19 protein-coding genes and 2 pseudogenes are annotated in these 24,306 nt (G+C 66.5%); 14 read left to right on the top strand and 7 right to left on the bottom strand.

The window, feature by feature from the left end; genetic code table 11:
* Window positions 1-173 precede the first annotated feature (173 nt).
* Complete coding sequence (gene proC, locus DVB37_RS25275) at window positions 174-944, top strand: pyrroline-5-carboxylate reductase (protein ID WP_240434002.1); 771 nt, start codon at window positions 174-176, stop codon at window positions 942-944.
* Between the two features lie 2 nt (window positions 945-946).
* On the opposite strand, the gene DVB37_RS25270 is transcribed toward proC, so the two are convergent.
* A complete protein-coding gene (locus tag DVB37_RS25270; protein ID WP_120157097.1) occupies window positions 947-2,413 on the bottom strand; it encodes an MFS transporter in 1,467 nt (488 codons plus the stop codon).
* 100 nt (window positions 2,414-2,513) lie between these two features.
* Between DVB37_RS25270 and DVB37_RS29030 the strand changes: the two are divergent.
* The 4 genes and pseudogenes from DVB37_RS29030 to DVB37_RS25250 all read left to right on the top strand — a co-directional run.
* Window positions 2,514-2,738 (top strand): annotated as a pseudogene (locus tag DVB37_RS29030) (helix-turn-helix domain-containing protein); the annotation flags it as partial.
* A gap of 138 nt (window positions 2,739-2,876) precedes the next feature.
* A pseudogene (locus DVB37_RS29025) lies at window positions 2,877-3,373 on the top strand (hypothetical protein).
* A 71-nt stretch (window positions 3,374-3,444) separates the two neighbouring features.
* Entirely contained in the window at window positions 3,445-4,161 is a 717-nt protein-coding gene (locus DVB37_RS25255; protein ID WP_205571591.1) for a PadR family transcriptional regulator, read from the top strand.
* A gap of 30 nt (window positions 4,162-4,191) precedes the next feature.
* On the top strand, window positions 4,192-5,007 hold the full coding sequence (locus tag DVB37_RS25250; protein WP_120157095.1) for a siderophore-interacting protein: 816 nt from the start codon (window positions 4,192-4,194) through the stop codon (window positions 5,005-5,007).
* Between the two features lie 125 nt (window positions 5,008-5,132).
* Here the strand turns inward: DVB37_RS25250 and DVB37_RS25245 are convergent, their stop codons facing one another.
* Entirely contained in the window at window positions 5,133-6,014 is an 882-nt protein-coding gene (locus DVB37_RS25245) for a LysR family transcriptional regulator (RefSeq protein WP_046803325.1), read from the bottom strand.
* A 101-nt stretch (window positions 6,015-6,115) separates the two neighbouring features.
* On the opposite strand from DVB37_RS25245, the gene DVB37_RS25240 reads away from it, so the two are divergent.
* Window positions 6,116-6,988, top strand: a complete 873-nt coding sequence (locus DVB37_RS25240; RefSeq protein WP_205571590.1) for an oxaloacetate decarboxylase — start codon at window positions 6,116-6,118, stop codon at window positions 6,986-6,988.
* 84 nt (window positions 6,989-7,072) lie between these two features.
* Here the strand turns inward: DVB37_RS25240 and DVB37_RS25235 are convergent, their stop codons facing one another.
* From DVB37_RS25235 to DVB37_RS25225, 3 genes are all read right to left on the bottom strand, one after another.
* Window positions 7,073-9,952: a WG repeat-containing protein gene (locus DVB37_RS25235; protein ID WP_162941285.1), complete on the bottom strand. Its 2,880-nt coding sequence runs from the start codon at window positions 9,950-9,952 to the stop codon at window positions 7,073-7,075.
* Window positions 9,953-9,954: 2 nt separating this feature from the next.
* Window positions 9,955-13,137 (bottom strand): WG repeat-containing protein, encoded by a 3,183-nt coding sequence (locus tag DVB37_RS25230; RefSeq protein WP_120157093.1) that lies wholly within the window; start codon window positions 13,135-13,137, stop codon window positions 9,955-9,957.
* A 246-nt stretch (window positions 13,138-13,383) separates the two neighbouring features.
* Window positions 13,384-13,764, bottom strand: coding sequence for a cupin domain-containing protein (locus tag DVB37_RS25225; protein ID WP_120157092.1), 381 nt, complete (start codon window positions 13,762-13,764; stop codon window positions 13,384-13,386).
* A gap of 378 nt (window positions 13,765-14,142) precedes the next feature.
* Here DVB37_RS25225 and DVB37_RS25220 point away from each other — a divergent pair, with 378 nt between their 5' ends.
* The 3 genes from DVB37_RS25220 to DVB37_RS25210 all read left to right on the top strand — a co-directional run bounded on the left by DVB37_RS25220 (window position 14,143) and on the right by DVB37_RS25210 (window position 15,661).
* Window positions 14,143-14,661 carry an Hcp family type VI secretion system effector gene (locus tag DVB37_RS25220; protein ID WP_046803329.1) on the top strand — a complete coding sequence of 173 codons (519 nt, stop codon included), beginning with the start codon at window positions 14,143-14,145 and terminating at the stop codon, window positions 14,659-14,661.
* 200 nt (window positions 14,662-14,861) lie between these two features.
* The gene (locus DVB37_RS25215) at window positions 14,862-15,101 is read left to right on the top strand and encodes an Arm DNA-binding domain-containing protein (RefSeq protein WP_120157091.1); all 240 of its coding nucleotides are present in this window, start codon (window positions 14,862-14,864) and stop codon (window positions 15,099-15,101) included.
* Complete coding sequence (locus DVB37_RS25210) at window positions 15,098-15,661, top strand: ureidoglycolate lyase (protein WP_046803331.1); 564 nt, start codon at window positions 15,098-15,100, stop codon at window positions 15,659-15,661. The genes DVB37_RS25215 and DVB37_RS25210 overlap by 4 nt, the downstream gene beginning before the upstream one ends.
* Before the next feature lie 135 nt (window positions 15,662-15,796).
* On the opposite strand, the gene DVB37_RS25205 is transcribed toward DVB37_RS25210, so the two are convergent.
* The gene (locus DVB37_RS25205) at window positions 15,797-16,390 is read right to left on the bottom strand and encodes a hypothetical protein (protein WP_120157090.1); all 594 of its coding nucleotides are present in this window, start codon (window positions 16,388-16,390) and stop codon (window positions 15,797-15,799) included.
* 173 nt (window positions 16,391-16,563) lie between these two features.
* Between DVB37_RS25205 and DVB37_RS25200 the strand changes: the two genes are divergently transcribed.
* A complete protein-coding gene (locus tag DVB37_RS25200) occupies window positions 16,564-18,036 on the top strand; it encodes a DUF1254 domain-containing protein (protein ID WP_120157089.1) in 1,473 nt (490 codons plus the stop codon).
* 324 nt (window positions 18,037-18,360) lie between these two features.
* On the opposite strand, the gene DVB37_RS25190 is transcribed toward DVB37_RS25200, so the two are convergent.
* Window positions 18,361-19,560, bottom strand: coding sequence for an ABC transporter substrate-binding protein (locus DVB37_RS25190; protein WP_120157088.1), 1,200 nt, complete (start codon window positions 19,558-19,560; stop codon window positions 18,361-18,363).
* 272 nt (window positions 19,561-19,832) lie between these two features.
* Between DVB37_RS25190 and DVB37_RS25185 the strand changes: the two genes are divergently transcribed.
* The 4 genes from DVB37_RS25185 to DVB37_RS25170 all read left to right on the top strand — a co-directional run bounded on the left by DVB37_RS25185 (window position 19,833) and on the right by DVB37_RS25170 (window position 24,272).
* Window positions 19,833-21,401 carry an FGGY-family carbohydrate kinase gene (locus tag DVB37_RS25185; protein ID WP_120157087.1) on the top strand — a complete coding sequence of 523 codons (1,569 nt, stop codon included), beginning with the start codon at window positions 19,833-19,835 and terminating at the stop codon, window positions 21,399-21,401.
* A 145-nt stretch (window positions 21,402-21,546) separates the two neighbouring features.
* Window positions 21,547-22,488, top strand: coding sequence for an ABC transporter permease (locus tag DVB37_RS25180; protein ID WP_104141759.1), 942 nt, complete (start codon window positions 21,547-21,549; stop codon window positions 22,486-22,488).
* An 18-nt stretch (window positions 22,489-22,506) separates the two neighbouring features.
* A complete protein-coding gene (locus DVB37_RS25175; RefSeq protein WP_120157086.1) occupies window positions 22,507-23,469 on the top strand; it encodes a substrate-binding domain-containing protein in 963 nt (320 codons plus the stop codon).
* A gap of 62 nt (window positions 23,470-23,531) precedes the next feature.
* On the top strand, window positions 23,532-24,272 hold the full coding sequence (locus tag DVB37_RS25170; RefSeq protein ID WP_120157646.1) for an ATP-binding cassette domain-containing protein: 741 nt from the start codon (window positions 23,532-23,534) through the stop codon (window positions 24,270-24,272).
* The last annotated feature ends 34 nt before the right edge of the window (window positions 24,273-24,306 follow it).

Genomic DNA, 24,306 nt, shown 5'->3' with positions numbered 1-24,306 from the left:
GAATTTAGGGTATGTCCTAGTCGGAGCGGGTGGGGAACATACGGCTTGTCGCCCGCTAAATGAGCGAAATACAATCGTATTGTGCGATATGCGGTCTGTCTGCATCGCCTTCCCTGCCTCTTTGGAACTGAATTCCCATGCGCGAAAAGATCGTTTTTATCGGAGGCGGCAACATGGCCTCCGCCATCATCGACGGCTTGCTAGGCCAAGGCCGTGAGCGGGCCGACTTCCTGGTGATCGAGCCCTACGCGCCCACCCGCGACGCCCTGGTGGCGCGCGGATTGACCAGCCAGGAAAGCGTGGGACCGGCCGTCGCTGACGCCACGCTGTGCGTGCTGGCGACCAAGCCGCAAGGCTTGCAGGACGCCTGCGCCCAGGTGCGGCAATATCTGCCCGCCGGCGCCACGGTCGTCAGCATCGCGGCGGGCGTGGACCTGGCCTCGCTGTCGGACTGGCTGGGCGGCCACGTGCGCATTGTGCGCGCCATGCCCAACACGCCGGCCAAGGTGGGGCTGGGCATGACGGGGCTGTACGCCACGGCGGCGTGCGGCGCCGCCGAGCGCGACCGCGTCGACGCCCTGTTTGCGGCCGTGGGCGAGCGCATCTGGACCGACACCGAAGGCATGATCGACGCCGTCACCGCCGTGACGGGCAGCGGCCCGGGCTATGTCTTTTACTTCATGGCGGCGCTGCAAAAGGGCGCAGTCGAGCTGGGCTTTTCCGAGGCAGACGCGCGCCGCCTGGCGGTTGCCGCCTTTCGCGGCGCGGCAGGCCTGGCGGCAAGCGAAGACGCGCCTCTGACGGAATTGCAGGATCGCGTCACATCCAAGGGCGGCACCACCTATGCGGCCCTGACGCACTTGCGCGAAGCCGGCGTGGCCGACGCCATCGGCGCCGCCGTGCACAAGGCGCAAGAGCGCGCACGGGAACTGTCGGCGGGCTGATCTCAGCCCAGTGAGGCCGTGTCGCGGTGTCGCCCCAGCCACCATAGCAATGCGACGGACACGGCGATGGCCGCCACGTTGAACTGCATGGCGGTCGCGAATGCGTGGGCGTAGCGTTCGGGCGCGTCGGCGTGGGCATGCGCCTGCAAGGCGCCGCCGAACAGCATGCCCGCTGCCGAGACGCCTAGCGCAGCGCCGACTTGTTGCAAGGTGGACACGACCCCCGCCGCCATGCCGGCATGACGGTCTTGAACCAGGCCCAACACCACGTTGACCAGCGGCGTGTTGACTGCGCCCTGCGCGGCGCCCAGCCACACCAGCGCAGGCACCAGCGACCACGGCGACAGCGTCGCGCCGGCCATGCCCACCTTCACCATCAAGGCCGCAGTGGCCCCGCCGTACAGCAAGGCCGCAACAGCAATGGCCGGCGTGCCAAAGCGGTTCACCAGGCGCGGCGCGGCCATCGACCCCGCAACGAAGCCCACGCTGGCGGGCGCGAAGATCAGGCCCGCCGTCAACGCGTCCAGCCCGAAGCCGGTTTGGACCAACAACGCGTAGCAAAGAAACATGGCGCTGGCGGTGGAGAACACCAGCATCACCAGCAGGCATCCGGCCGCAAAGCCCGGCTGCGCGATCAAGCCCATGTCCAGCAGCGGCGCGCCGCCGCGCGCCTTGACGCTGCGCTGCATGCGCGCGAACGCCAGCAGCACCGCAACGGACGCGGCCCCGCATGCCAAGGTCCACGCAGGCCAATGCCGCGCGGGCCCCTCGATCAAGGCCAGCAGCAGCAAGGCCAGCCCTGCCGCCAGGCACGCGGCCCCGGGCCAGTCCATGGACGCGGCCTGGGCCTCGCGGGATTCAGGTATGTGGCGTACCAGCGCCCACGCCGCCAGGCCCAGCGGCACGTTGACCAGGAAGACGGTGCGCCATGCAAGGCCCAGGAAATCGGCATGCACGATCCAGCCGCCCAGCACCTGGCCGGCAATCGCGGCCAGCCCCAGCGTCATACCCATCAGGCCGAACGCGCGCCGGCGCGCATGCCCGTCGTAGCTGACGCGTATCAGCGCATAGACCTGCGGAAACAGCAGCGCGGCGGCGGCCCCTTGCAACACGCGCGCGCCGATAAGCGTGTTGGCATCGGGGGCCAGCCCGCATAGGCCCGAGGCCAGCGCAAAGCCCGCCATGCCAAGCCTGAACAAGCGACGGCGACCATGGCGGTCGCCCAGGCGGCTGCCCGCGATCAGCAGCACGCCGAACGCCATTTCGTAGGCGGCGATGATGAAGTTAATCTGCGCGAACGAGGCGGACAGCGTGGTCTGCATGCTGGGAATGGCGACGTTCACCACGAACAGATCGAAGATGGTGATAAAGCCGCCTGACAGCAGCACGCCCAGTCCCAATGGACCCAACGCGCGGGTGTCGGGGCAGGGCGGTGTCGCGCTGGGGGAAGGCAGGGCGTTCGAGGTCATGGGAGTACCGATCAATGGGGATCGGCGCTATTCTGGCCACGCTTTCAGCCTTATACAATTTAGCTGTTTATGCTGTTACTACAGGCAATAGCCACTTCCCATGACCCTAGCTCCCGCCCCGCAACGCCTGGACCGCACCCGCGCCGACCTGGCCGAATTCCTTCGGTCGCGGCGCGAACGATTAAGCCCCACCGACCTTGGCCTGCCCGCCGGCAGCCGGCGCCGCACGCCCGGGTTGCGGCGCGAAGAAGTGGCCGCGCTGGCCGGCGTGGGGCTGGCTTGGTACACGTGGTTTGAACAAGGCCGCAACATCAGCGTGTCCGCGACGTTTCTGGAAAACCTGGCGCGCGTGCTGAAGCTGGATGCCGCCGAACGCCGCCACCTGTACCTCTTGGCCCATCAGCGCCCGCCCGCCGAAGCGGGCCGCACCTGGTGCACGGTGCCGCCGCAGGTGCGACGGCTGATGGACGACCTGCCGACCCGCCCCGCGTACATCCTGAACCTGCGCTGGGACGTGGTGATGTGGAACGCCGCCGCGGACCGCGTGTTCGATTTCTCGGCGCAGCCCACGGGGCGGCGCAACTTGTTGTGGATGTTGTTCGTCGTGCCCGCGATGCGGCGCTTGTTCTCGCACTGGCCGGCACAGGCCCCGCAATGCTGTCCACGTTTCGTCGCGACTTTGCCAGTGCAACGGGGGTGCCCGACATCGCCGAACTGGTCGACGAACTGCAAGCCGTATCGCCGGACTTCAACGCGTGGTGGCGCGAGCACGATGTGCACGGCGCCTGCATGGGCCAGCGCCGGCTGCATATCGATTCGCTGGGCGACATCGCCTTCGAGCACACCACGCTGACCGTGGATGAAAGCCGCCACCTGCGCTTGGTGGTCTATGCGGCGGCGCCGGACGAGCCTAAGGCGGGGCCGTTCGCACTATGGTTGAAGACACGCCACGCAACGTAGAAGTTGACGGCGGGGATTTCTCGGATGTATCGTAAGATCTATATCTTAAGATACATCGTAAGAGGCATTCCATGCGCCATCCCGACTTTCAGACACCCGACAACGGTGGCCATCACCGCCGCCATCATCACCATCCCAAGCACCACCACCATCCCCACCACCACCCCTCGCACCACGCCGCCTCGCGCGGCGATTGGTTTTCCGGCCCGCCAGATGACGGGCGGGGCGACGCCGATGGGTTCGGCGGCGATGGCCGTGGTTTCACACGCGGCCGCCGCGTGTCGGCCGACGATCTGCAACTGATGCTGCTGGGCCTGCTTGAAGAAAATCCCAGCCACGGCTACGAACTGATCAAGGCGTTCGGTGCGCTGAGCAATGGCTTCTACACGCCCAGCCCCGGCATGGTCTACCCGGCGCTGACCTACCTGGAAGAGCTGGGCTACGCCACCGTCGAGCAAGACGGGGCGAAGAAGCGCTACCACCTGGCGGAGGCCGGCAAGGCGCATCTGGATGCCAACCGTGAGCGCGTCGCGCTGATGTTCAACCGCTTCAAGCACATCGCCAAAAAAATGGATTGGATGCGCCAGGCCTGGAGCGGCGAGCCGCGCAGCGTGGGCCCGGAAGGCGAGGACGCGCGCACCGGCTGGGTGCCGGAATTTGTAGAGGCGCGCCACGCGATGCGCCGCGCGCTGATGGAGCGCACCGATGCCTCGCCTGCCGAACAACGCCGCATCGCCGCCATCCTGGCGCGCGCCACCGACGAGATCAACGGCAAGCCCTGTGCTTGATCTTGTCTTTTTCCCGAATCTGGAGTGTTGATGAACCGTAGCGACCTGACCGTGGAGCGCGTGCGCCACACCTTGAAAATGCGCGTCCTGACCGTCGTGCGCGTCGAACCCGTGGCCGGTCTGTTGGCCCGCGTCACGTTCACCGGCGATGACCTGCAAGACTTTGTCTCGGCGTCATTCGACGACCACGTCAAACTGTTCTTTCCGGCCGATCCGACGCAAGCGCCTGCCTTGCCCAGCGTGGGGCCCGATGGCGTGAAGTTTCCCGAAGGCGCGCCCAAGCCCGCCGCGCGGGATTACACGCCCCGCCGTTTCGACGCCGCGCGCCGCGAGCTGGAGATTGAATTCGTGTTGCACGGCGATGGGCCGGCGTGCACCTGGGCGGCACAGGCGCAGCCCGGGCAGCAGCTGGGTATCGGCGGCCCGCGTGGGTCGTTCGTGGTGCCCAAGGGGTTCGACTGGCATGTGCTGATTGGCGACGAAACCGCGCTGCCCGCCATCGCCCGCCGCCTGGAAGAACTGCCGGCCGGGGCCGAAGCGATCGTGTTGATCGAAGTGCCGTCGCCCGATAACGAAATGCCGTTGGCCTCGGCCGCGAAAACGTCGGTGCGGTGGCTGCACCGCAACGGCACGGCGGCGGGATACAGCACGCTGCTATTGCAAGCGGCGCGCGAACTGGCGTTGCCGGCGGGCGAGGGCTATGTGTGGGTGGCCGCCGAGTCCGCCGTGGCCAAGGCCGTGCGCGAGATCATGGTGTCGCAACACGCCATCGACAAATCCCGCATCCGTGCCGCGAGTTATTGGAAGCGTGGCGCGGTCGCGGTGCACGAGTCGCACGAAGACTGATTGCTGCGTGGCGCGGGGGCGGGCGCGCTAGCGTCGCCGCCACGACGCCTTCCCTTAAGGTATCGGGCATCACGCATTCGGCATCACGCATCCGGCGTCACGCATCCGACGCCCGGCATCGTCCCTTACGCCTCGCGCGCCAGACGCAGCAGGTTCTCCACGCGTCCTCCTGGCCGGTCTTCACGCACCGCCAGCCCCAGCACCGCGCGCGGCCAGTCCAGGGCAAAGGGGCGATACACCACGCCGTCCGGGCGCAGGTGGCGCAACGATGCCGGCACCACCGCCACGCCCATGCCCGCCGCCACCAAATTCACCGCCGATGACAACTGGGGCGCGCGTTGGCCAATCAACGGATTCAAGCCATGCTGGCGGCACGCCGCCATGATGTCCGCGCTGAGCCCATAGCCCGATTTGCGCGAATACAGGATGAAGCGTTCCTGCGCCAGATCCTTCGGCGCCAGCCGCTTGCGGCGCGCCAGCGCATGCCCCAATGGCAAGGCCACCACCAGCGGTTCTTCGGTCAGCTGCGTGAACGCAAGCCCACCATCAAGCGCAAACGGCGGCCGCACGAACGCGGCATCGATCGCGCCTTCGCGCAGCTGCGCCACCAGCGTTTCGCTATCGCCTTGCGACAGCGTCATGTCCACGTCGGGATAGCGCTGGCGATACTGGCGTATCACTTCCGTCACCACACCGTTGAACGACGCCGACTCGGTAAACCCCAAGGCCAATTCCCCGACCTCGCCCCGCGCGGCGCGTTGGGCCGTCTGCACCGCCGCGTCGGTGCGCCGCAGAATGTCTTGCGCGCAGGTAAGAAAGGCGCGACCCGCGTCGTTCAACACCACGCCGCGCCCCGTGCGGTCAAACAGCGGCGTGCCGACCTCGTGTTCCAGCTGGCGGATCTGCTGGCTTAACGGCGGCTGCGCCATGCCCAGTATTTCAGCGGCGCGGGTGAAGTGCTGCGCCTCGGCCGTCACCACGAAATACCGCAGATGACGCAATTCCATATCGATACCTTTTATATACTGATTATCAACATTCCATATATTGGACATTCTATTCGCGCAGGCCGATCATGCGGACATTGCCCCACCGATCAAGGATTTCCATGACACGCTCCGCGACCCCCTGCCTGACACCCGGCGCCCTGCTGCGCCAGCAACTGGCCCACGACATCGTGGTCGCGCCCGGCGCCTACGACGGCCTCTCGGCGCGGCTGGTCGCTGCGGCGGGCTTTGGCGCCGTGTATGCCAGCGGGGGCGCCATCGCCCGCGCGGCGGGATATCCGGACATCGGCCTGCTGAGCTTTACAGAAGTGATGGACCGCGTGGAAAAGATCGTCGACGCCAGCGGGCTGCCGGTGGTGGCGGACGCGGACACCGGCTTTGGCGGGTCCGCGAATGTGGAGCGCACCGTGCGCATCATGGAGCGCGCGGGCGTGGCCGCGTTTCATATCGAAGACCAGTCGTTTCCCAAGCGTTGCGGGCACCTGGACGATAAAAGCCTGGTGGACGCCGACGAGATGTGCCGCAAGGTGCACATTGCCCGGCAGACCTTGAGCGACGCCGACACGCTGGTGATTGCGCGCACGGACGCCATCGCGGTGGAAGGGTTTGATGCCGCGATCGCGCGCGCGGAGCGCTACCTGAAAGCCGGGGCCGACATGATCTTCGTGGAAGCGCCCGAAACGCTGGCGCAGATCCGCGCCATTGCCGACCGCCTGCCCGGCCTGAAGCTCATCAACATGTTCTACGGTGGCAAGACGCCGCTGGTGCCGTTGCCCGATCTGGCGGCGATGGGTTATCGCCTGGCCATCATTCCGTCGGACTTGCAACGCGCGGCCATCCACGCCATGCAGGCCACGCTGGCGGCCATCAAGCAAACGGGCGACAGCAGCGCGCTGGCCGATCGCCTGACCAGCTTCAAGGAACGCGAGGCCATCGTGCAGACCGCGCGTTATCTGGCGTTGGACGCGCAGTAAGCGTCCAACGCCCGCGCCGCCAACCGCCCGCGGGCCAAGGCGTGGGGCTCCAGCCCTGACGGTCTAACGGTCCGGTCTGACGGTCTAACGGTCGCAGCGCGCCGGCATCGTGTTCGGCCACAAGCGTTGCCCCGCGCTGCCGTACAGCGTGCGCACGCCGCACACCATCTGCACGCGGGCCAGCGCGCGGCCGGCCGGGTCGATGATTTCCGACGCCTCGGTCGTGGACACCACCGCGCGCTGGTTCAGGAACGGCGTCACCGCGCTGTAGTCGGGCGCGATCACGAATTCGCCGTGGCGGTCGACAAAGCCGAAGTTCATATCGGCCAGGGCCGGGGCCAGGCCGTCCCGCAGCGTGCCCAACGCGTTGAATGCCGGGCCGGTAAGCGCGCCCTTGGCGTCCAGCGCACGCATCGCGCGCGTGGACAGCAGCGACACCGCCTGGCCTTCCGAAAACGCGGACGTTGCGCCTTCGGCCGTCAACCGCGTCTTGCCGCCGGGTTCGACATAGTCGGTGCGCAACCGGCCATTGACCTCGTAGTGCCGCAGCAAAAGCGGCGAGCCTTGCGGCCAATCCCATTCGCCGGCGGGCAGTGTCGCCACCGTCTTGCCCGCTGTATCGATCAGCCGGGTGCCGCTGTCATCGGCGGCCAGCGCGCGCGCGGGCGCGCCCTGGAAGATCGACGTGACGCCGGCGCGAGGCGCGATCTGCCATTGGCCTTGATCGTTCAGATAGCCATAGCGGGGCGCGCGGCGAATTTCCAGCCAGTCGCCAAGCCGGGTGTACAGCGCGTCTTCCAGGTCCAGCGCATGGGTGCCATCTGCTGAAAAAACCCAGCGGCGCTGATCGCTGTCGGCCGTCACGCTGCCGTCTTGCGCACGGCCGATTTGCAGCCGGCTGATAAAGGGCGTCAGCGCGCGGCCCTGGTCGTTGAACAGCGCAACGGGACGGGCGTAGTCCTCGTCCTGGCCGCCGGCCTGCATCACCTTCCACAGCTTGTCGTTGACGCGCTCGACGCCATGATGACGCGCGGGCACGATCCACTTGCCTTGCAGGTCGATCACGCCCACGCGGCCCGCGCCCAGCGACGCGCCGGCCTGTCCGTGCTGGAACACGCCGATCTCCTGGAACGCCGGCGCGGCCAATTCCTTGCCCGCCACAAAGTCGTACAGGCCCCACGGAGCATCGGCGCTGGCGGTCTTCACATAGCGCATGACGCCCGGCGCCACCACCTGTGAATCGAACACGCCGGCGGGCAGGTCGTACTGCTTGCCCGCGCGGTCGATCATCTTGTTCACGCCCTTGGCGTACACCAGCGCGTAGCCGTTGTTGAAGGCGCCGATGTGTTGCTGGGGCGGCAGGTCCATCACGCGCCCCTGCGCGTCCAGCAGACGGATGCCGTCCGCGGTGGTCGCGGCGTAGCGCAGTTGATCTGCCTTGAGGCCCTCGTCCAAGAGCGGCGCATCGCCGCCCCGCTCGTCGTCTGCGTCCAGCGGTGTCAGGCTCGTCCACGCGGCATCGGTGACGAGGCTGCCGTCGGCCAGCAGCAAGCCGGCGCCTGCCGGGCCGCACTGGCAATGCGACTGGCCCAGCATGCCCAACGGCGCGCCCGGCACGTTGACGGACAGTGCCTTCAATTCCATGTTCCGCGTGGCTTCTACGGCTTCGGGCTTGAGTAACGCGTGTCCGTCGGCGTCCACGATATTGAGCAGCGCGCGTTCCTGGCTCCTGATCCACAGGCGGCCCTGGCGGACTTCCATGTCGCCGGCATCCGCCAGCCATGCGGGCGGTGATTCGCCGTGCAGCCACGCGCCCTTGGGCGTCAGCAGGCCCACACCCGTCTCGCCTCTGAACAGCACGAAGCCTTCTTCATTGATGCTGGGCGACAGGCCCGCGCCCAGCGTCAGCGGCTTGTCCTGGCCGGGCACCAGCGCCATGAGCGTCTCGCCCGAGGGGTACACGATCGTGTCGTGAAAGCGCTGCGAGGCATGCGCTTGCTCCGAGGTCAGGGTGGCGACCAGCTGGCCGGTGGCGTCCAGCAGCGCATAGCCCTTGCGACCGGCCAGCTGCGCGCTCCAGAATTTGCGCCCCACGGGGCCCATCGATTCGTAGTGCTGGTCCGCGCCGATCACCTTGCCGTCCGTACCCAGCAGCACCACGCCGTCGGGGCCATCGGCCACGGCCAGCCTGCCGTCGCGGTCGGTGGAAATGTCGTGGTACACGGGCTCGACCACCCAGTTCCAATCGCGGTCCACCAGGCCCTGGCGATACTCGCCGTCGGTGGCGATGTACAGGTCCGGGCCATAGGCTTGCTTGACCGCCACGCCGGGCGCGGCGAAGCGGCGTTCGCCGGTGGGCGAGCGGTATTCCGGCTTGAAGGCCACGGCCGCGCGCGCGGGCAGGCCATCAGCCAGCTCCAGGCTGTCGATGCCCGCGTCCAGCGGATCGCCGACCGGTTCGCCTTGGCGGTTGATGAACAGGTGCCGGCCGTCCAGCGTGGCCACGGCCAGGCCGATTTGGGCAAAGTCGCCCACGCTGTCGTAGCGCGGCGCCACGGCCATGCGGCCTTGCGGGTTGATGAAGCCCCATTTGCCTTGCCACGTTACGGCGGCCAGGCCGTGGCGGAAGTCGCGCACGGATTCAAAAATCGGGCGGATCGCCAGCCGGCCGTTCTGGTCCAGAAAGCCCCAGGCATGGCGGCGCAAGGACTCGTCCGACGGCACGCGGCGCATGGGTTCCAGCGCCGACGGCAGCAGCACGGCAGCGCGTCCGTCCGCCATATTGCGGATGCAGCCGTTGGTGTAGGGCGTGTGATTGGAAATGTCGTCGACGGCGGCGTCGTTGCGCGCGCGGGCTTCGTCGACGCAGAACACATGGCCCGTCTGCGCCTGCGCGGACAGGGATGCGCCCAGCGCGGCCAGCGCGCAGGCGATACGGGTGGTGCGGATCACGCGTGACGTCATGGTCATTCTGCTTTGGCGGAGTCTAGGGCGGGGGGATCGATGCGCTTGGCATCGGAGCAGGTCAGGGCTTCGCGCGGCCAGCTCTGGTTTTCTTCCGCGTCAAAAATCACGATCTGGTCGCACAACACCCCAAAGGTGGTGGTGGTCTTGCCGCGTGGGTCGATGAATTCGACCAGGTGGTCGTGAAACACCATCGCGCGTTCGTCCTGGAAGTCTTGCGCCCAGTTGTAGGCGGGCGGGATGGCGTAGCGGCCGCTCAGGTCGATGAACCCATACAGCTTGCCGGTGCGGTCCAGGCGTTGCGCCCGTGCCAGGCCGTGTTTCAACGGGCCTAGCACGCTGAAGTGCGCGCCCACGACGCGCTTGCCCGCCGCGTCCAGGAAGCCGTACTTGCCGTAGTTCTCGCTGTACGGCACCACGCCTTCGCTGGCGTGGCGGTATTCCACCGGATAGCGGCCGGACAGGCGCGCCACTTCGCGGCCTTGCAGGTCCGTCAACACCGTGGTGGACGAGCTGTCGTCGGTGAACAGCACGCGCCGCATGGACGCCAGCGGGAAGCCGTCGCCGCGCTTTTCCAGCACTGTCTTGCCCTGCTGGTCGATGACGCGATAGCCGGACCCCTGGTTGACGCGCGCCAGGCCCTCGGGCTGCACGAAGAAGGGGTTGAATTCGCCATACAGCGCGGGCACTTGCAGGTTGCCGCGCGCGTCGATGGCGCCTTCGCGTTCGTCCTGGCGCACGATCAGCCATTCACCGTGCTGCTCTTTGCTTTCGGGACGGCCGTCGGAAATCTTGGTGGCACGGCCTTGCGCGTCAAACAGCACGGCGCTGCCGTCGGCCAGTTGACCGATGTAGCGGCCTTCGGCCAGCTTGTCGGGCTTGCCGTAGATGATGTCGCTGTGCTTGCCGGTGCGCAGGTTGACCATGCGGTACGGGCTGTCGCCGTAGCGGCCGGCCAGGCCCTTGCCTTCGGGTTCGCTCACCAGCATGACGCCGTTGCCCAGATATTCCATGCCGTAGGCACTGTCGTGCTTGGCCGGCACGACCCACTGGCCCTGCCGGTTGACGACGCCCCATCGGTCCTTGTCCTGGACGCGGACCCAGTCGTCGTCGAATTCCTCGATGCGTTCGTAGTCGGGCTTCAGGGCGGGCGCGTTCAAGCGCACGTTCCACAGGCCCCAACGGCGCTCGCGGTTATCGTCGGCGGCGCGGTAGACCAGCAGATCGCCGTCCAGGTCGGAGGCTGCCGCGCCCACCTCGTCCGGCACGCGCGTGGGTTTGCCCTGCGCATCGATCAGGATGGCGTCGCGACGCAGCATGTCGGGCGTGCGCGCCCAGGTGTAGGGGCCGTTGAACGGCCGCAATTCGCTGTATTCCGGGGGCACCGCCCATTTGCCCTGGCCGTCGATGGCGCCCACCTTGTCGCCCTTTGCGCGCACCACCAGCGGCATCGTCACGTTATAGGTGTCGATGTTTTCCCATTGCGGGTTCGACACGATCTTGCCGGTGGCGGTCAGGATGGCCAGCGGCCGGTCGCCGTTGAGGGCGCGCAGCAGCGCCAGCGGCATGGTCGCGTTGCCCGGCGTGCGCGGGGCGGTCTTGCGAGGTGAAAACTCGCTGACGTCATAGCCGCGCAGGCGCTGGGCAGTGTCTGAATCCAGCAAAGGTTTGCCGTCGGCCGCGTAGACCTGCACCAGCGACCCGTCGGCGCTGGCGACCGTAGCCGAGTACGAGGCGGCGTCGTCCGAGCTGATGGTGTCGGCCACTTCGGCCCCGGCCGCGGCTTGATCCGCGCCGGCGGTTTCCGCGACGTCGGTGACGACGGTGGCGGTGTCGGCTGCGGTGGTGTCGACCGCCGCGGTATCGACCGCCGCGGTATCGACCGCCGCGGTACCGACCGCCGCCACCGCGTCCGTGCCGGGCTTGGACGCGTCGGAGGCTCCTGCCGCAGCGGCGGCCGCATTGTCCGCCGCATCCACCGCTACTGCGTCGGCCGCGATATCGACGTTACCGTCCGAGGCTTCCACGGCAACGGGCGCGGCTTCCTTTGCGGCGTCGCTTGCTGCGGCGTCGCCCGCTGCGGCGTCGCCGGCGCCATCCGCGCGCGGCGCGCCATCGGCCGGCATGCCATAGACCCACGCGCGGCCTTGCACGATGTCGACGCGGCCGTCGCGTATCGCCAGCTTCTGCATCGTTCCGGCGGGGCTGATCAACAGCGTGGTCGATGCGTCGGACAGATAGCGCCAGCCATCGCGCTGCTGCACACCCATGTACGACGTGGTGAACGCATGCGTCGGCTTGAGGCGGCCGTCCAGCAACGTCGACTTGCCGTCTTCGCTGGCCACCAGCCACACGCCGGGCGCGAGCCATTGCACGCGTTCGTAGGCGGCGGACGAAATGGCTTCACCGCGCGGGTTCACGAACGTCCACTTTTCATCGCGGCGTACGGCCACGACGTCGCCGTCGCGCATGGGCGCTTCGCGCGAACGCAGCACCTGCGGCGTCACGGCCCAGCGGCCCTGCGCGTCCAGCAAGCCCCACCACCCGGAATAGCGCGACCCTCGTACCTGCGCGGGCAGGTATCCGGCCGACGGCGCGGCCAGCATCATCACGCCTTCGGGCAGCTCGGCGGCCGCGCCCGTCGTGGTGTTGATCAGGCGCGGCGGCGTGGGCATTTCTATCGATGCCAGCTTCTGGCCGGGCATGAAACCCCATGTGCGCGTGCCCAGCGGAAAGGTCTTGACGACCTTGCCCTGACGGTCGATCAGGACGTCCCGCTCGTCTTCTTCAACCAGCGCGGTGCCTTCGGCATTGAACCCCGTGGCGTTGGTATAGCGCGGCTTGATAACCCACTGGCCCTTGGGGTCGATATAGCCCCACAACTCGCCTTGGCTGGCGGCGGCCACGCCGTTCTGAAACGGCATGACGTACCGATAGGCAGGCGCGATGGCCATGCGTCCTTGCTTGTCGATATAGCCCCAGGCGCCGGCCTCGTCGCTGCGCGATCCCGTCAGCACAGCCGCCAGCCCTTCGCTGAAAGGCTGATGGCAGACCGGGTCCGAGCCCTGTCCGTAGTAAGAGGTGGTGCACTGGTCCAGCCAGGACTCCGCGCGCGCGGTCACGGGCAGTGTCGGCAGGGCCAAGGCCAGGGCCAGGGCCAGCGGCTTGATCGCGGCGCGCATCATGCGAAGGCGCGGACAAGCGCCGCGAAAAAGGGGAAGCCAAGCCGGACGTGCCACATGGTCGGGGAGCCTTGCCAAAATATGCGAAGGCAGCACTGTAACCAGCAGTAGCAGGCAATGAAGGGGTAAATGTAACGATAGAAAACGAAGCGTTAATGGGTGGCAATCCCATGGCCATTCGGTGGCAAGTCGGTGCCGTGTCGGCGGCGGTTCGCCTTGGCCTTGATTTCCCGGTTGTAGGGTTGTGCGCTAGACCGGCCGGTGCTGTGTGCCCGCGCCCATGGTGATGTGCAACATGCGACAGGGTTCCATCACCTTGACGGTATGCCAGGCGCCCTTCGGTATGACATAGGCATCGTCGGCCAGCATCTTTACCACTTGCACGCCGGTGGGCCATTCCAGATGCAGCTCGGCCGCGCCCGCCATCAGGCGGACGATCTCGTCGGCTTCGGGGTGCATCTCCCATTGCGGCCAGTCCTTGGTGAAGGTGTATTCCGACACCAGCCAGCCACGGCCGAAACGGTCCAGCTCGTCAGGCGACTGCGACCAGAACGCGTCGCCGCCGTTCACGGTTGTCGCGGTGCCGGCGGCATCCAGCAAGACGTAATGCGATGACAAATTGGTAGTCATGTGGGGCGTCCTTGGTAGCGGGGCGGGGCAGGAAGACAAAGTCGTGCCAACAGCGTCGAACAGCCATGGTACCGAGCTGGGCCAGATCTGACTCGATCAGGCCAAATCTGACCCGCTGCAACGCGTTGATCTATAAGCCTTTATTTTCTGGCGAGCCAGTTCTGGCCCGTATCGCCCCGGAAAAGCCGAGAAACCACGGGCAACAAGGGGGAAGCGGCGCGTCGTACTTATCGTAAATCCATCCCAAGTCTTTGATTCCATTGCGAATAGCTTTTTAATTCACGCCTTGGCATGGATGTTGCGTTAGCCCTACGTAGCGCCTCCTTCGGGAGGCATCCGGCCACCATGGCCACCCACTACGACGACTTAGGAATCGACATGCCTACTCCCGCCTATATCAGCATTTCCGGCAAAACCCAGGGCAACATCACCGAAGGCGCCTTCACCGCGGATTCGGTCGGCAACGTGTACGTCGAAGGCCACGAAGACCAGATCCTGGTCCAGGAAATCGAACACCGCGTCAACACCCCGACCGACCCGCAAAGCGGCCAGCCTTCGGGCCAGCGCGTGCACAAGCCGTTCATCTTCACCAGCGCGCTGAACAAGGCCACGCCCTTGCTGTATCACGCGCTGGCCTCGGGCGAAATGCTGCCCGAAGTTGAAGTGAAGTGGTATCGCACGTCCATCGACGGCAAGCAGGAACACTTCTTCACGACGGCTCTGGAAGACGCCACCATCGTGGACATCACGAGTGTGTTGCCGCACGCGCAAGACCCCAGCAAGTCGGACTTCACGCAGTTGATCAAGGTAGCCATGGCGTACCGCAAGATCACGTGGACGCACGAAATTGCCGGCACCGAAGCGTCGGACGACTGGCGCAAACCGCTGGAAAGCTAAGCAGGTCGCCGCGATGGCGCGTCGGCGCACCGGCGCACCGGCGCACCGGCGCATCGGCGCACCGGCGCATCGGCGCACCGGCGCATCGGCGCACCGGTGCGTCATCGCGGCTTGGTTTCACCGAAGGCGCGCTGCGCCTTTTTTTCGTCATCGCGTAGCGTTTATCATGTGGCCCAACAGCAACCATCACGGGAAAGGCGATGAGCCAGGGGTTCGAAGGCGTCCGGCCCGCGTCGGAATCGTCCATCGAGATCGGCTTCTACTACGACGGCCGGCATTGCGTGGAACGCATCCGCGTCAAGCCCACGGCCGCCAACCTGAAACGCGCCGCCGACCGGCGCGCCGCGATCATCGAAGCCATTGCGCGCGGCGATTTCGATTACGCCGCTGAATTTCCCAAACGCGGCACGCCGCCCAAGCCAACACAGGGTTCCGCATGACAAGCAACACGCAGTTGGAAGTCAATGACCTGACGCCGCAAGCGTTCACGCCTTATGGCTGGATGCTGGGCAAGCCGATTCCGGACGGCAACGGGGTGCCGCTGTTCTCGAACGCCGCCACGGACTTCTGGCAGGAACATGTCTTCAACACGGGCGCGGGCGGCGACGCCGAAGTGCTGTGGGTAAATTACCGAAGCCGCGCGACCGACATCGCCAGCCTGGAAAAGCATCTGCTGACGCAACAGGCCATCGTGCCGCTGACCGGCACGATCATCCAGGTGGTGGCCAGCAGCAATGCCGACGGCAGCCCCGACCTGACGACGCTGGCCGCCTTTCTTGTGCCGCAAGGGCAGGGCATCTGCATGCGGCCGGGCTGCTGGCATGCAACCCGCGTGGTTGATGCCGAGGTGACCTGCCTGATGCTGACGCGCCGGTCCACCACGCTGGACCTGATCCAGCACCTGAGCACCGATGCCCGCGCGACCGAAAGCGCCATCGTGGCAATTGCCACGCATCAGCTTGAAGACGTGGCGGAACGCGAGCAGGCCGTGGATGCCTGAACGCTGAAGGTCGGCCGGCCCGCCGGGCCTGCGCGGCCCGGCCTGACGCGGCCCGGCCTGCGCGGCCCGGCCTGACGCGGCCCGACCTGACGTGGCGCGGCCTGCGCGACCCGACCTGCGTGGCCCGACGCTGATTCAATCCGCCTCGCCGCACGCTACGCCCAGCCGCTTGAACAGCGGCCATTTGTTGCGATAGCCGTCCGACCAGATCATCGACGCGTAAGCCGCGAAGGGCGCGTGCACGGTCTGTACCAAGGTCTGTGTGGCAGCGGCATCGTCCTTCGGGCAAAAGGCCTGGCCCACGGTTGGGTACAAATCGCCCTCCCATATCGCGTGGCCGCAATGCTCGCAAAAATTGGTCCATTGACCCTGGCCGTCCGGGTCCGGGCGTAGCGCCGGGGCCGCCTGGCGCAAGTGCGCCGCCACGTCCGCCGCCAATATTCCCACTTGCGAGATCAGCGCCGGGCCGGGTACGCGTTGCCAGGTTGGCGGGCTGAACAGCCAATCGTGAAACGCGCCCGGGTCCAGGCCCCGGCTCTCGCCATCGTCGTCCAACTCGGTCTCGGCCTCTGTGCTTTCGTGCCCCGCCGGCAACGCCAGCGCGTAAACCGGGGTGGCGTGCCGGCAGTGGCGGCAGGCGTGCGTTGCCCGCAGAACGAAGTACGACGATGCGCGCACGTTGGCGTCAATGGGCAAGAGGGCGTCGGGGTGTGTCGGGGTGGTGGGCATGCAAGGGATGGTTGTTGCGGTGTGGGTGGGGGCTGACCGCGCTGTGGCCGCGGTTGGCCGAGCCTTCTTGATTGACGGGAAATATGCCAGAATCCCCCGGGAATTGCAGTCCTTGCCCGCGACGCTGCCGCCAACAGGGCGTTGCCAACATCAGAATGTGTTGGAGCAAATGTATGCGTGATCGCCAGAGTAGCACCGGCTTGTCGTCACCGGCCCGGCACCCCGTTTTGGGCGGGCTTGCCATCTTGATGCTGGCCGCTGGCGTAGCCGGGTGCAGCTTCACGTCTCCGGACGAGGCAACGGGTTCGCAGTCCGTCGGCATTCACGGCGTCACCGCGCAGCAGGCGCGCAGCATCGCCAGCGAAGCGTATCTGTACGGCACACCCATGGTCGCCAGCTACCAGACCCTGTACGCCTTCAACCTGGACAAGACCAACCCCCAGTACAAGGGGCCGCCCAACACCATCATCAACATCGCGCGCGTCTTCACGCCCGACGACACCGCGTTCGTCACGCCGAATTCCGATACGCCGTATTCCTTCGCGATGCTGGACCTGCGCGCCGAACCCGTGGCCATCAGCGTGCCGCCCATGGAGAAGCGGCGGTACTTCGTCCTGCAACTGATGGACCTGTACACGTATAACTTCGCCTATATCGGCAGCCGCGAAACCGGCAACGGCGGCGGCCACTTCCTGGTGGCGGGGCCGCGCTGGCAGGGCAAGACGCCCAAGGGCATCACGCGGGTCATCAAGTCAGAAACGGAACTGGTCAGCCTGGTGGGGCGCACGCAGCTGTTCAACCCGGCCGACCTGGACAACGTCAAGCGCATCCAGGCGCGCTACAAGGTGCAGCCGCTGTCCGCGTACACGCGCACCGCGCCGCCGCCCGCGCCGGCCCCGATCGAGTGGATTGCCCCCGTGCCGCCGCACGAGATGCGCACCTCGCTTGAGTTCTATCACCAGCTGGCCTTCCTGCTTCAGTTTGCCCCCACGCACCCCACCGAAAAATGGTTGCGCGAACGCCTGGCAAGCATCGGCATCAAGCCGGGCCAGCCGTACCCGGTCGACAAGCTGGACCCGCGCCTGCGCCGCGCCCTGCAAGAGGGCATGCACACCGCGCAGAACGACATCGACAAGAACCGCGCGGCGCTGGCCGGCAAGACCGATACGCTGTTTGGCGATCGCGCCAAGCTCAAGAACGATTACCTGTCGCGCGCTACCGGCACGCAGATCGGCATCGGCGCCAATAGCCGCGAAGAAGCGCTGTACCCCGTGCTTGAAAAAGACAGCCGTGGGCAAGAGCTGGACGGCAGGTACGCCTACACCATGCGCTTCGCGCCGCGCAGCCTGCCGCCGGTCAACGCATTCTGGTCCATGACCCTGTATCGCCTGCCCGAGCAATTGCTGGCGCCCAATCCGCTGGGCCGCTACCTGATCAATTCCTCCATGCTGCCGTCGCTGAAAAAAGACGCGGATGGCGGGGTCACCATTCACATCCAGGCGCAGTCCCCGGGCAAGGGCCGCGAATCAAATTGGCTGCCGGCGCCGGACGGCCCGTTCATGGTGACGATGCGCTATTACTGGCCCAAGCCGGCGCTGTTGGACGGCAAGTGGGTCACACCGGAAATCGAACGCGTGGCGCGCTAGCGGCATGAAGCGCAACTTCAACATCCACGATCTGCGCATCTTCTACACGGTTGTCATGACCGGCTCGACGCGCCAGGCCGCGCGGGTCATGAGCCTGACGCAGCCGGCGATCGGCCACGCCGGCGCAGATGCCGTAACTGCCCAACTCCACCGCCAGCGATCGCGTCAACTCGACCAAGCCCTATTTGGACGCGGCATAGGGCGTGCGCAAAGGCACCGCTCAGGTCCACGGGCAGGGCGGTCAAGTCTTGCGGGGTCATGCGGGTTTCCTGGAAGGCGTTATGGGTTTGCCCGTATGCGTCGTTGCGTCATTGCGTCATCGGATCATTGCGTCATCAAGCGGCACTTGGATTCCTTCGGCGAGGTATAGATCTCATCACCCGGAATCTTCGCGACCAGCTTGTAATAGTCCCAAGGCCCCTTCGATTCGGCCGGCTTTTTCACCTGCATCAAATACATGTCGTGCACCAGCAGGCCGTCAGCGCGCACCGTCGCGTTCTTCACAAAGAAATCGTTTACCGGGTTGCTCTTGACCCACTTCATGATGGCTTCGCCGTCCGTCGTGCCGGTGGCTTTCACCGCGTTCAAGTAGGTGGTGGTGACCGAGTAATCGCCCGCTTGCAGCATCGACGGCTTCTTTTTCATGCGCTCTTCAAAGCGCGCGGCCCATTTGCGGGATGCGTCGTCCTGGTCCCAGTACCAGGCGGTGGTCAGGTACATGTCTTGCCCGGCGGCCAGGCCCAGCGCGTGGATGTCGGTGATCAGCACCAGCAGGCCGGCAATTTTCATCTTCGGCGTCAGGCCGAATTCGGCGGCGGCCTTCACGGCGTTGCTGGTGTCGGCGGCCGAGTTGGCCAGGCCCAGCACCGTGGCGCCCGACGCCTGCGCCTGCAAGATGTAGGAAGAGAAATCCGATGTGTTCAGCGGATGGCGCACACGGCCCTTTACCTGGCCGCCGTTTGCCTGCACCACGGCCGACGCATCGCGCTCCAGCGCGTGGCCAAAGGCGTGGTCCACCGTCAGGAAGTACCAGTCCTTGTTGCCTTCTTTAAGCATCGCGCGCGCCGTGCCGCGCGACAGCGACACCGTGTCGTAAACGTAGTGCACCGTGTACGGCGTGCATTGCGCATTGGTCAGTTCCGAGGCGCCCGCGCTGACCACGAAAAACGGCGTCTTCTTTTCTTCGGCCACCTTTGCCATGGCCAGCGCGGCGGCGGAATTGGCGCCCGCGATCAGCATGTCCACGCCTTTCTGATCCAGCCATTCGCGCGCGCGAGACGACGCAATGTCGGCCCGGTTTTGATGGTCGGCAACCAGCACTTCGATCTTCTTGCCGGCCACTTCGCCGCCCATGTCCGCCACCGCCATCTTGATGGCTTCGGCCCCGCCCGGGCCGTCGGCATCGGCTGACAGGCCCGACATATCGGTGATGAAGCCGATGCGGATCACGCCGTCATCGGCCACGGCCGCGCCGCCAAAGGCCAGCAGTGCCGACGCAACCGCCGCGTTCAAGGTTCTTTTCATGATTTGTCTCCCGCCTGGGGTTTTGGTTTGGATGCCATGCCGTCGTCAGAATGCGACGTTGTCCCTGGATTTTTTCATGGGGCTTGGACGTGTGATGTTTTATCGTGGCCCCGGCTGTCTCCTCCGGGTGCGGCCCATTCTGTCGCAGGGATCCGGCCTTGTCACCTGAACAGAAATTATCAATTGATACGGTTTCCGGTGCTGCGGCGCAGCGTGATCTTGGTGTCATCCACGCGGTCAGGCGCGACCCCCCTGAAATACAATCTGCCGCTATGTCCCGCCGCCCACCGACCGACCCCCAATCTTCCGGCCCCGCCCGCCCGCGCTACGTTCTTGCCGTGGACCTGGGCGGCACCCGCTTCCGGGCCGCGCTGGTGGATGAGGCGGGAGGCATCGCCCACGCCTGCGCCATCGACAGCCCGGCGGGCACCGGCTTGCAAGCCGGCTGGGACGAGATCGATGCCGACGAGTGGTGGCGCGGGCTGCAAGTGCTGTCCGACACCCTGGCGCGGCAGGCGGGCGCCGACTTTGACGCCATCGCCGCCCTCGCGATCTGCGGCGTCACCCGCACGCAGGTATTCGTGGATGCCCAGGGCGCGCCCGTGCGTCCCGCCATCACATGGCGCGACACGCGCACGGCGGGGGAGGTGGCGCAATGGCTGGCCGCGATGCCCGCCGACCACCCCGAGGCCCCGCAGATCAACGCGTTTCACCCGTGGGCGCGCGTGGCCTGGCTGCTGCGCGTCGAACCGCAACACGCCGCACGCGTGCGTGTCGTGCTGGAACCGAAGGACTACCTGAACTTCCGCCTGACCGGCCATGCCGCCAGCGACACCGTGTCCATGGCAAGACTGGCGGCGGCGGCGCGGCCGCAAGGCCCGGCCCCCGACCTGCTGACTGCGGTCGGCGCCGATCCCGGCTGGGTGCCGCCTTTGCTCGACCCCCTTGCCATCGTCGGCCCGGTGCAACCCGGCCTGCCGGGTTCGCTGGCCCGTCTTGCAGGCCGCGGCGTGGTCGCCTGCTCGAACGACACCTGGGCCGCCGTGGCCGGGTTGGGGGCGTTGCGGCCCGGCTACGCTTACAACATCTCGGGCACTACCGAAGTCTTTGGCGCGGTCGGCGCCGAGCCGGTGCTGGCCGAGGGGCTGATGACGGTGAACTGGGGCAACGGCAACCACCAGATCGGCGGACCGGGCCAGAACGGCGCCGACACCATCGCCTGGCTGTTGCCCTTGCTGGGCGGGGTGGCCCGGTTTGGCGACTCGCGGGCCGGCGACATGTCCGCCGTCAGCCACGCCATGAACGCCTTGCTTAACGCGCCGCGCGACCCGCAGCCCGCACTGTTCCTGCCCTACCTTCAAGGCGAGCGTGTGCCTTACTGGGACCCCCAATTGCGCGGCGCCTTCATCGGCCTGAACCGCCGGCACGGCCCCGGCGACCTGGCATGGGCGGTGCTGGAAGGCGTGGCCTTCTTGAACCGCACGGTGTTGCAACGCGCCGAAGCCGCACTGGGTAAGCCGGTTGCAGAAATCCGCTTCGGTGGCGGCGCGGCGTCCAACCCGCACTGGTGCCAGGTCAAGGCCGATATCTGCGAACGCCCCGTCGTGGTGGGGCACGCGGACCAGCCGGGCGTCATCGGCGCGGCGGCTGCCGCCTGGGCCGCGCTTGGCCGCTACGGCAGCTTCGCGCAAGCCCAGGCCACCCTGGCACGCCCCGCGCACCGCTACGATCCCGACGCCACCCGACGCAACGCCTATCACCGGTTGTATGCGCAATTTCGCGCTGCCGAAATCGCCTTGACGCCGGTCTCGCACGCCTTGGCCTCACTGCGCCTGCCGTAAAAACCCTAAGTGCGACGACGCCGCAAAGCCGCCCTGCGCGGGGCTGCCCGGGTATAAACTGCTACGCCATCAGGGCGCGTACGCCCGGCAGGCGGTGGATAACCCTTGCACTACAACAAATACCAACGCAGCAAGGGTTGAGTCGATGCGCGGCATCCTGGAAAAGTACGGCACGGCAATCGCGGGATTGGTCCTGGTGGGCTTCTTCGCAATCGCCGCCCCTAATTTCGCGGCGCCTAACAACCTGTTGAACATCGCCAAGGAAACCAGCTTCCTGGCCATCATCGCCATCGGCTTCACGCTGGCGCTGGTGACGGCAGAACTGGACTTGTCGGTGGCCGACGTCGCCAGCCTGGCCGCCGTCGTCACCGGTGCGCTGGTCCATACCGGCCAACCGGTGATCGTCGCGATTGCGGCGGGCCTGGGCGTCGGCCTGCTGTGCGGCCTGGCCAACGGCATCGCGGTGACGCGGCTGCGCGTGCCATCGCTGATCGCCACGCTGGGCATGGCCGCCATGGCGCGCGGCTTCGCCTTCATGCTGACCGACGGCGTGTCGTACGTAGGCCGCTGGCCCACTGCCTTTACCGACCTGGCCCGCGCCAAGCCCTTCGGCATCCCGGCGCTGGTGCTGTGGATGCTGGGCATCGTGCTGGTCGCGTATTTCCTCATCAAGTGGACGCGCACCGGCGCACGCATGACGGCCACGGGCGAGGCCGGCGAATCCGCGCGCCTGGCCGGCATCAACATCCGCGCCATGAAAAGCATCGGGCTGGCGTTGTCCGGCCTGTGCGCCGGCGTCGCCGCCGTGCTGCTGACATCCAGCCTGTCGTCCGCCGCGCCCAACATGGCCGGCGACTACTTCCTGTATGCCATCGCCGCCGTGCTGCTGGGCATGACGATGTTCAACCCCGGCCACGCCAACATCGGCGGCACGCTGGTGGCCGCGTTGATCCTGAAGGTGCTGGGCAACGGCCTGGTGCTGATGGGCGCGCCGTACTACGTGCAGGACATCGTGCTGGGATTCATCATGATTGCATCCGTCGCGGTGTCATCGGCCGTGCTGAAGAAAGCGGCTTTCAAATTCTGATCCGAAGGGGAAACCATCATGAAGACATTGATCAAGCGCACGTTGCTGGCGGGCGCCTTCGCCGCGCAAGCGTTAGCCGCCAGCGCCGCCCACGCCTTTGACGTCGGCATTGTCGCGTTCCAGATGTCGTCCGAGACGCACGCCCGCGTGGCCAATGCCGCCGCCCAGGCCGCGCGCGCCAAGGGCTGGACGGTCACGCAACTGAACGCCGAGGGCTCGTTGCCCAAGCTGGCCGAACAGCTGGACACGCTGGTCAACAAGAAGGTCGATGCCATCGTCGTGGCGATGGGCAAGCCGGTGGAAACCGACGCGCAGTTGCAGGCCGCCAAAGAGAAAGGCATTCCCGTGGTGGGCGTGATGTCCGGCGCCAGCCCGCACATGCTGTTCGACGTGGAAGTCAACGAATACGCCACGGGCGCGCAGTCGGTCTTGTACCTGCTGGGCAAGATGGGCTATCAGGGCAACATTTTGTCGGCGCGCTTTGATGGCAACTCGGGCACGCGCATTCGCGGCAAGATGCTGGACGCGGTGCTGACGGAGAACACCGCCGTCAAGGATCTGGCCAAGTTCAGCATGGCCCGCACGCAAAGCTGGCGCGACGATGTGCGCAACGGCATGCAGGCGCTGTTCCTGCGCCATCAAGGTCAGTTCAAGGGCGTGTGGGCATCGTTTGACGGGCAAGCCTACGTCATCGACGACCTGCTGCAATCGCAAGGCATGAAGAAGGGCGACATCACGCTGGTGTCGGTGGACGGCGGGCCCGAAACCTATCGCCGCATCGCCGACCCCAACAGCCTGATCACCGCCACGATGATGATTCCGTTCGAACAGCTGGGCACCAGCGCCATCGAATCCATCGACCGCATCGTGGTCAAGAAAGAGCCCAAGGAAACGGTGGCCTCCGGGCCATACCTGTTCATGGATTCGGTGTTGGTCGATGCGTCCAACGTGCAGAAGTTCCTGCAACCCGCCGCGAAGTGAATGCGGGCCAGCGTGTAATCCCAGTCAGCATGACCCCGATGACCCCAGCCAGCATGCCCCCCATCACCGCCGCCTTGTCGCTACGCCAGATCCGCAAATCGTACGGCGCGGTCGAGGCCCTGAAAGGCGTGGACCTGGACGTACCCGAAGGCAAGGTCATGGCCATTTGCGGCGACAACGGCGCGGGCAAATCCACTTTGATCCGCATCATCTCGGGCGCGCAGGAACCCACGGGCGGCGAACTCAGCCTGAACGGCCGCGCCGTCGCCTTCCGCTCGCCGCACGATGCGTTGGTCCAGGGCATTGCCACTATCTACCAGGACCTGGCCCTGGCGCCGCGCCTGTCCATCTGGGAAAACGTCTTCATGGGGGCCGAGCTGGTCCGCCGCGTCGGCCCGCTGCCCGTGCTGGACAAGCGCCGCATGGCCGAGCAGGCGCGCGGCTATCTCCAGCGCCTGTCGGTGCCCATCGACGACATGGACCGCCCCGTTGAACGCATGTCGGGCGGCCAACGCCAGGCCGTCGCCATCGCCCGCGCCCTGCGCTGGGACGCGCGCGTCGTCATCATGGACGAGCCCACCGCCGCCCTGGGCGTCAAGGAAACCGCCTTGGTCCTGAACCTGGTGCGCAAGCTGCGCGAAGAAGGGCGCACGGTGATCCTGATCAGCCACAACATGGCCGACGTGGTCGCGCTGGCCGATCGTGTCGCCATTTTGAAAGGTGGCGTCAAAGTGATCGAACGCGACATCGCCGGCCTGGACGCCGACGCCCTGGCGCATCGGGTGATGACGGGTAAAGATTGATTCTGGCGGGCGTGCCCGCATTTGCGCCTGACGC

The organism is Achromobacter sp. B7, assembly GCF_003600685.1.
GTDB classification, from domain to species: Bacteria; Pseudomonadota; Gammaproteobacteria; order Burkholderiales; family Burkholderiaceae_B; genus Achromobacter; species Achromobacter spanius_B.
The sequence above is the reverse complement of the archived record's forward strand: the minus strand, read 5'-3'. Positions and strand labels throughout refer to the sequence as shown.

Coding starts and splice junctions, on each gene's coding strand:
- proC (WP_240434002.1), top strand. CDS start 174: ATGGCCTCCGCCATCATCGACGGCTTGCTAGGCCAAGGCCGTGAGCGG.
- DVB37_RS25270 (WP_120157097.1), bottom strand. CDS start 2,413: ATGACCTCGAACGCCCTGCCTTCCCCCAGCGCGACACCGCCCTGCCCC.
- DVB37_RS25255 (WP_205571591.1), top strand. CDS start 3,445: ATGCGCCATCCCGACTTTCAGACACCCGACAACGGTGGCCATCACCGC.
- DVB37_RS25250 (WP_120157095.1), top strand. CDS start 4,192: ATGAACCGTAGCGACCTGACCGTGGAGCGCGTGCGCCACACCTTGAAA.
- DVB37_RS25245 (WP_046803325.1), bottom strand. CDS start 6,014: ATGGAATTGCGTCATCTGCGGTATTTCGTGGTGACGGCCGAGGCGCAG.
- DVB37_RS25240 (WP_205571590.1), top strand. CDS start 6,116: ATGACACGCTCCGCGACCCCCTGCCTGACACCCGGCGCCCTGCTGCGC.
- DVB37_RS25235 (WP_162941285.1), bottom strand. CDS start 9,952: ATGACGTCACGCGTGATCCGCACCACCCGTATCGCCTGCGCGCTGGCC.
- DVB37_RS25230 (WP_120157093.1), bottom strand. CDS start 13,137: ATGATGCGCGCCGCGATCAAGCCGCTGGCCCTGGCCCTGGCCTTGGCC.
- DVB37_RS25225 (WP_120157092.1), bottom strand. CDS start 13,764: ATGACTACCAATTTGTCATCGCATTACGTCTTGCTGGATGCCGCCGGC.
- DVB37_RS25220 (WP_046803329.1), top strand. CDS start 14,143: ATGCCTACTCCCGCCTATATCAGCATTTCCGGCAAAACCCAGGGCAAC.
- DVB37_RS25215 (WP_120157091.1), top strand. CDS start 14,862: ATGAGCCAGGGGTTCGAAGGCGTCCGGCCCGCGTCGGAATCGTCCATC.
- DVB37_RS25210 (WP_046803331.1), top strand. CDS start 15,098: ATGACAAGCAACACGCAGTTGGAAGTCAATGACCTGACGCCGCAAGCG.
- DVB37_RS25205 (WP_120157090.1), bottom strand. CDS start 16,390: ATGCCCACCACCCCGACACACCCCGACGCCCTCTTGCCCATTGACGCC.
- DVB37_RS25200 (WP_120157089.1), top strand. CDS start 16,564: ATGCGTGATCGCCAGAGTAGCACCGGCTTGTCGTCACCGGCCCGGCAC.
- DVB37_RS25190 (WP_120157088.1), bottom strand. CDS start 19,560: ATGAAAAGAACCTTGAACGCGGCGGTTGCGTCGGCACTGCTGGCCTTT.
- DVB37_RS25185 (WP_120157087.1), top strand. CDS start 19,833: ATGTCCCGCCGCCCACCGACCGACCCCCAATCTTCCGGCCCCGCCCGC.
- DVB37_RS25180 (WP_104141759.1), top strand. CDS start 21,547: ATGCGCGGCATCCTGGAAAAGTACGGCACGGCAATCGCGGGATTGGTC.
- DVB37_RS25175 (WP_120157086.1), top strand. CDS start 22,507: ATGAAGACATTGATCAAGCGCACGTTGCTGGCGGGCGCCTTCGCCGCG.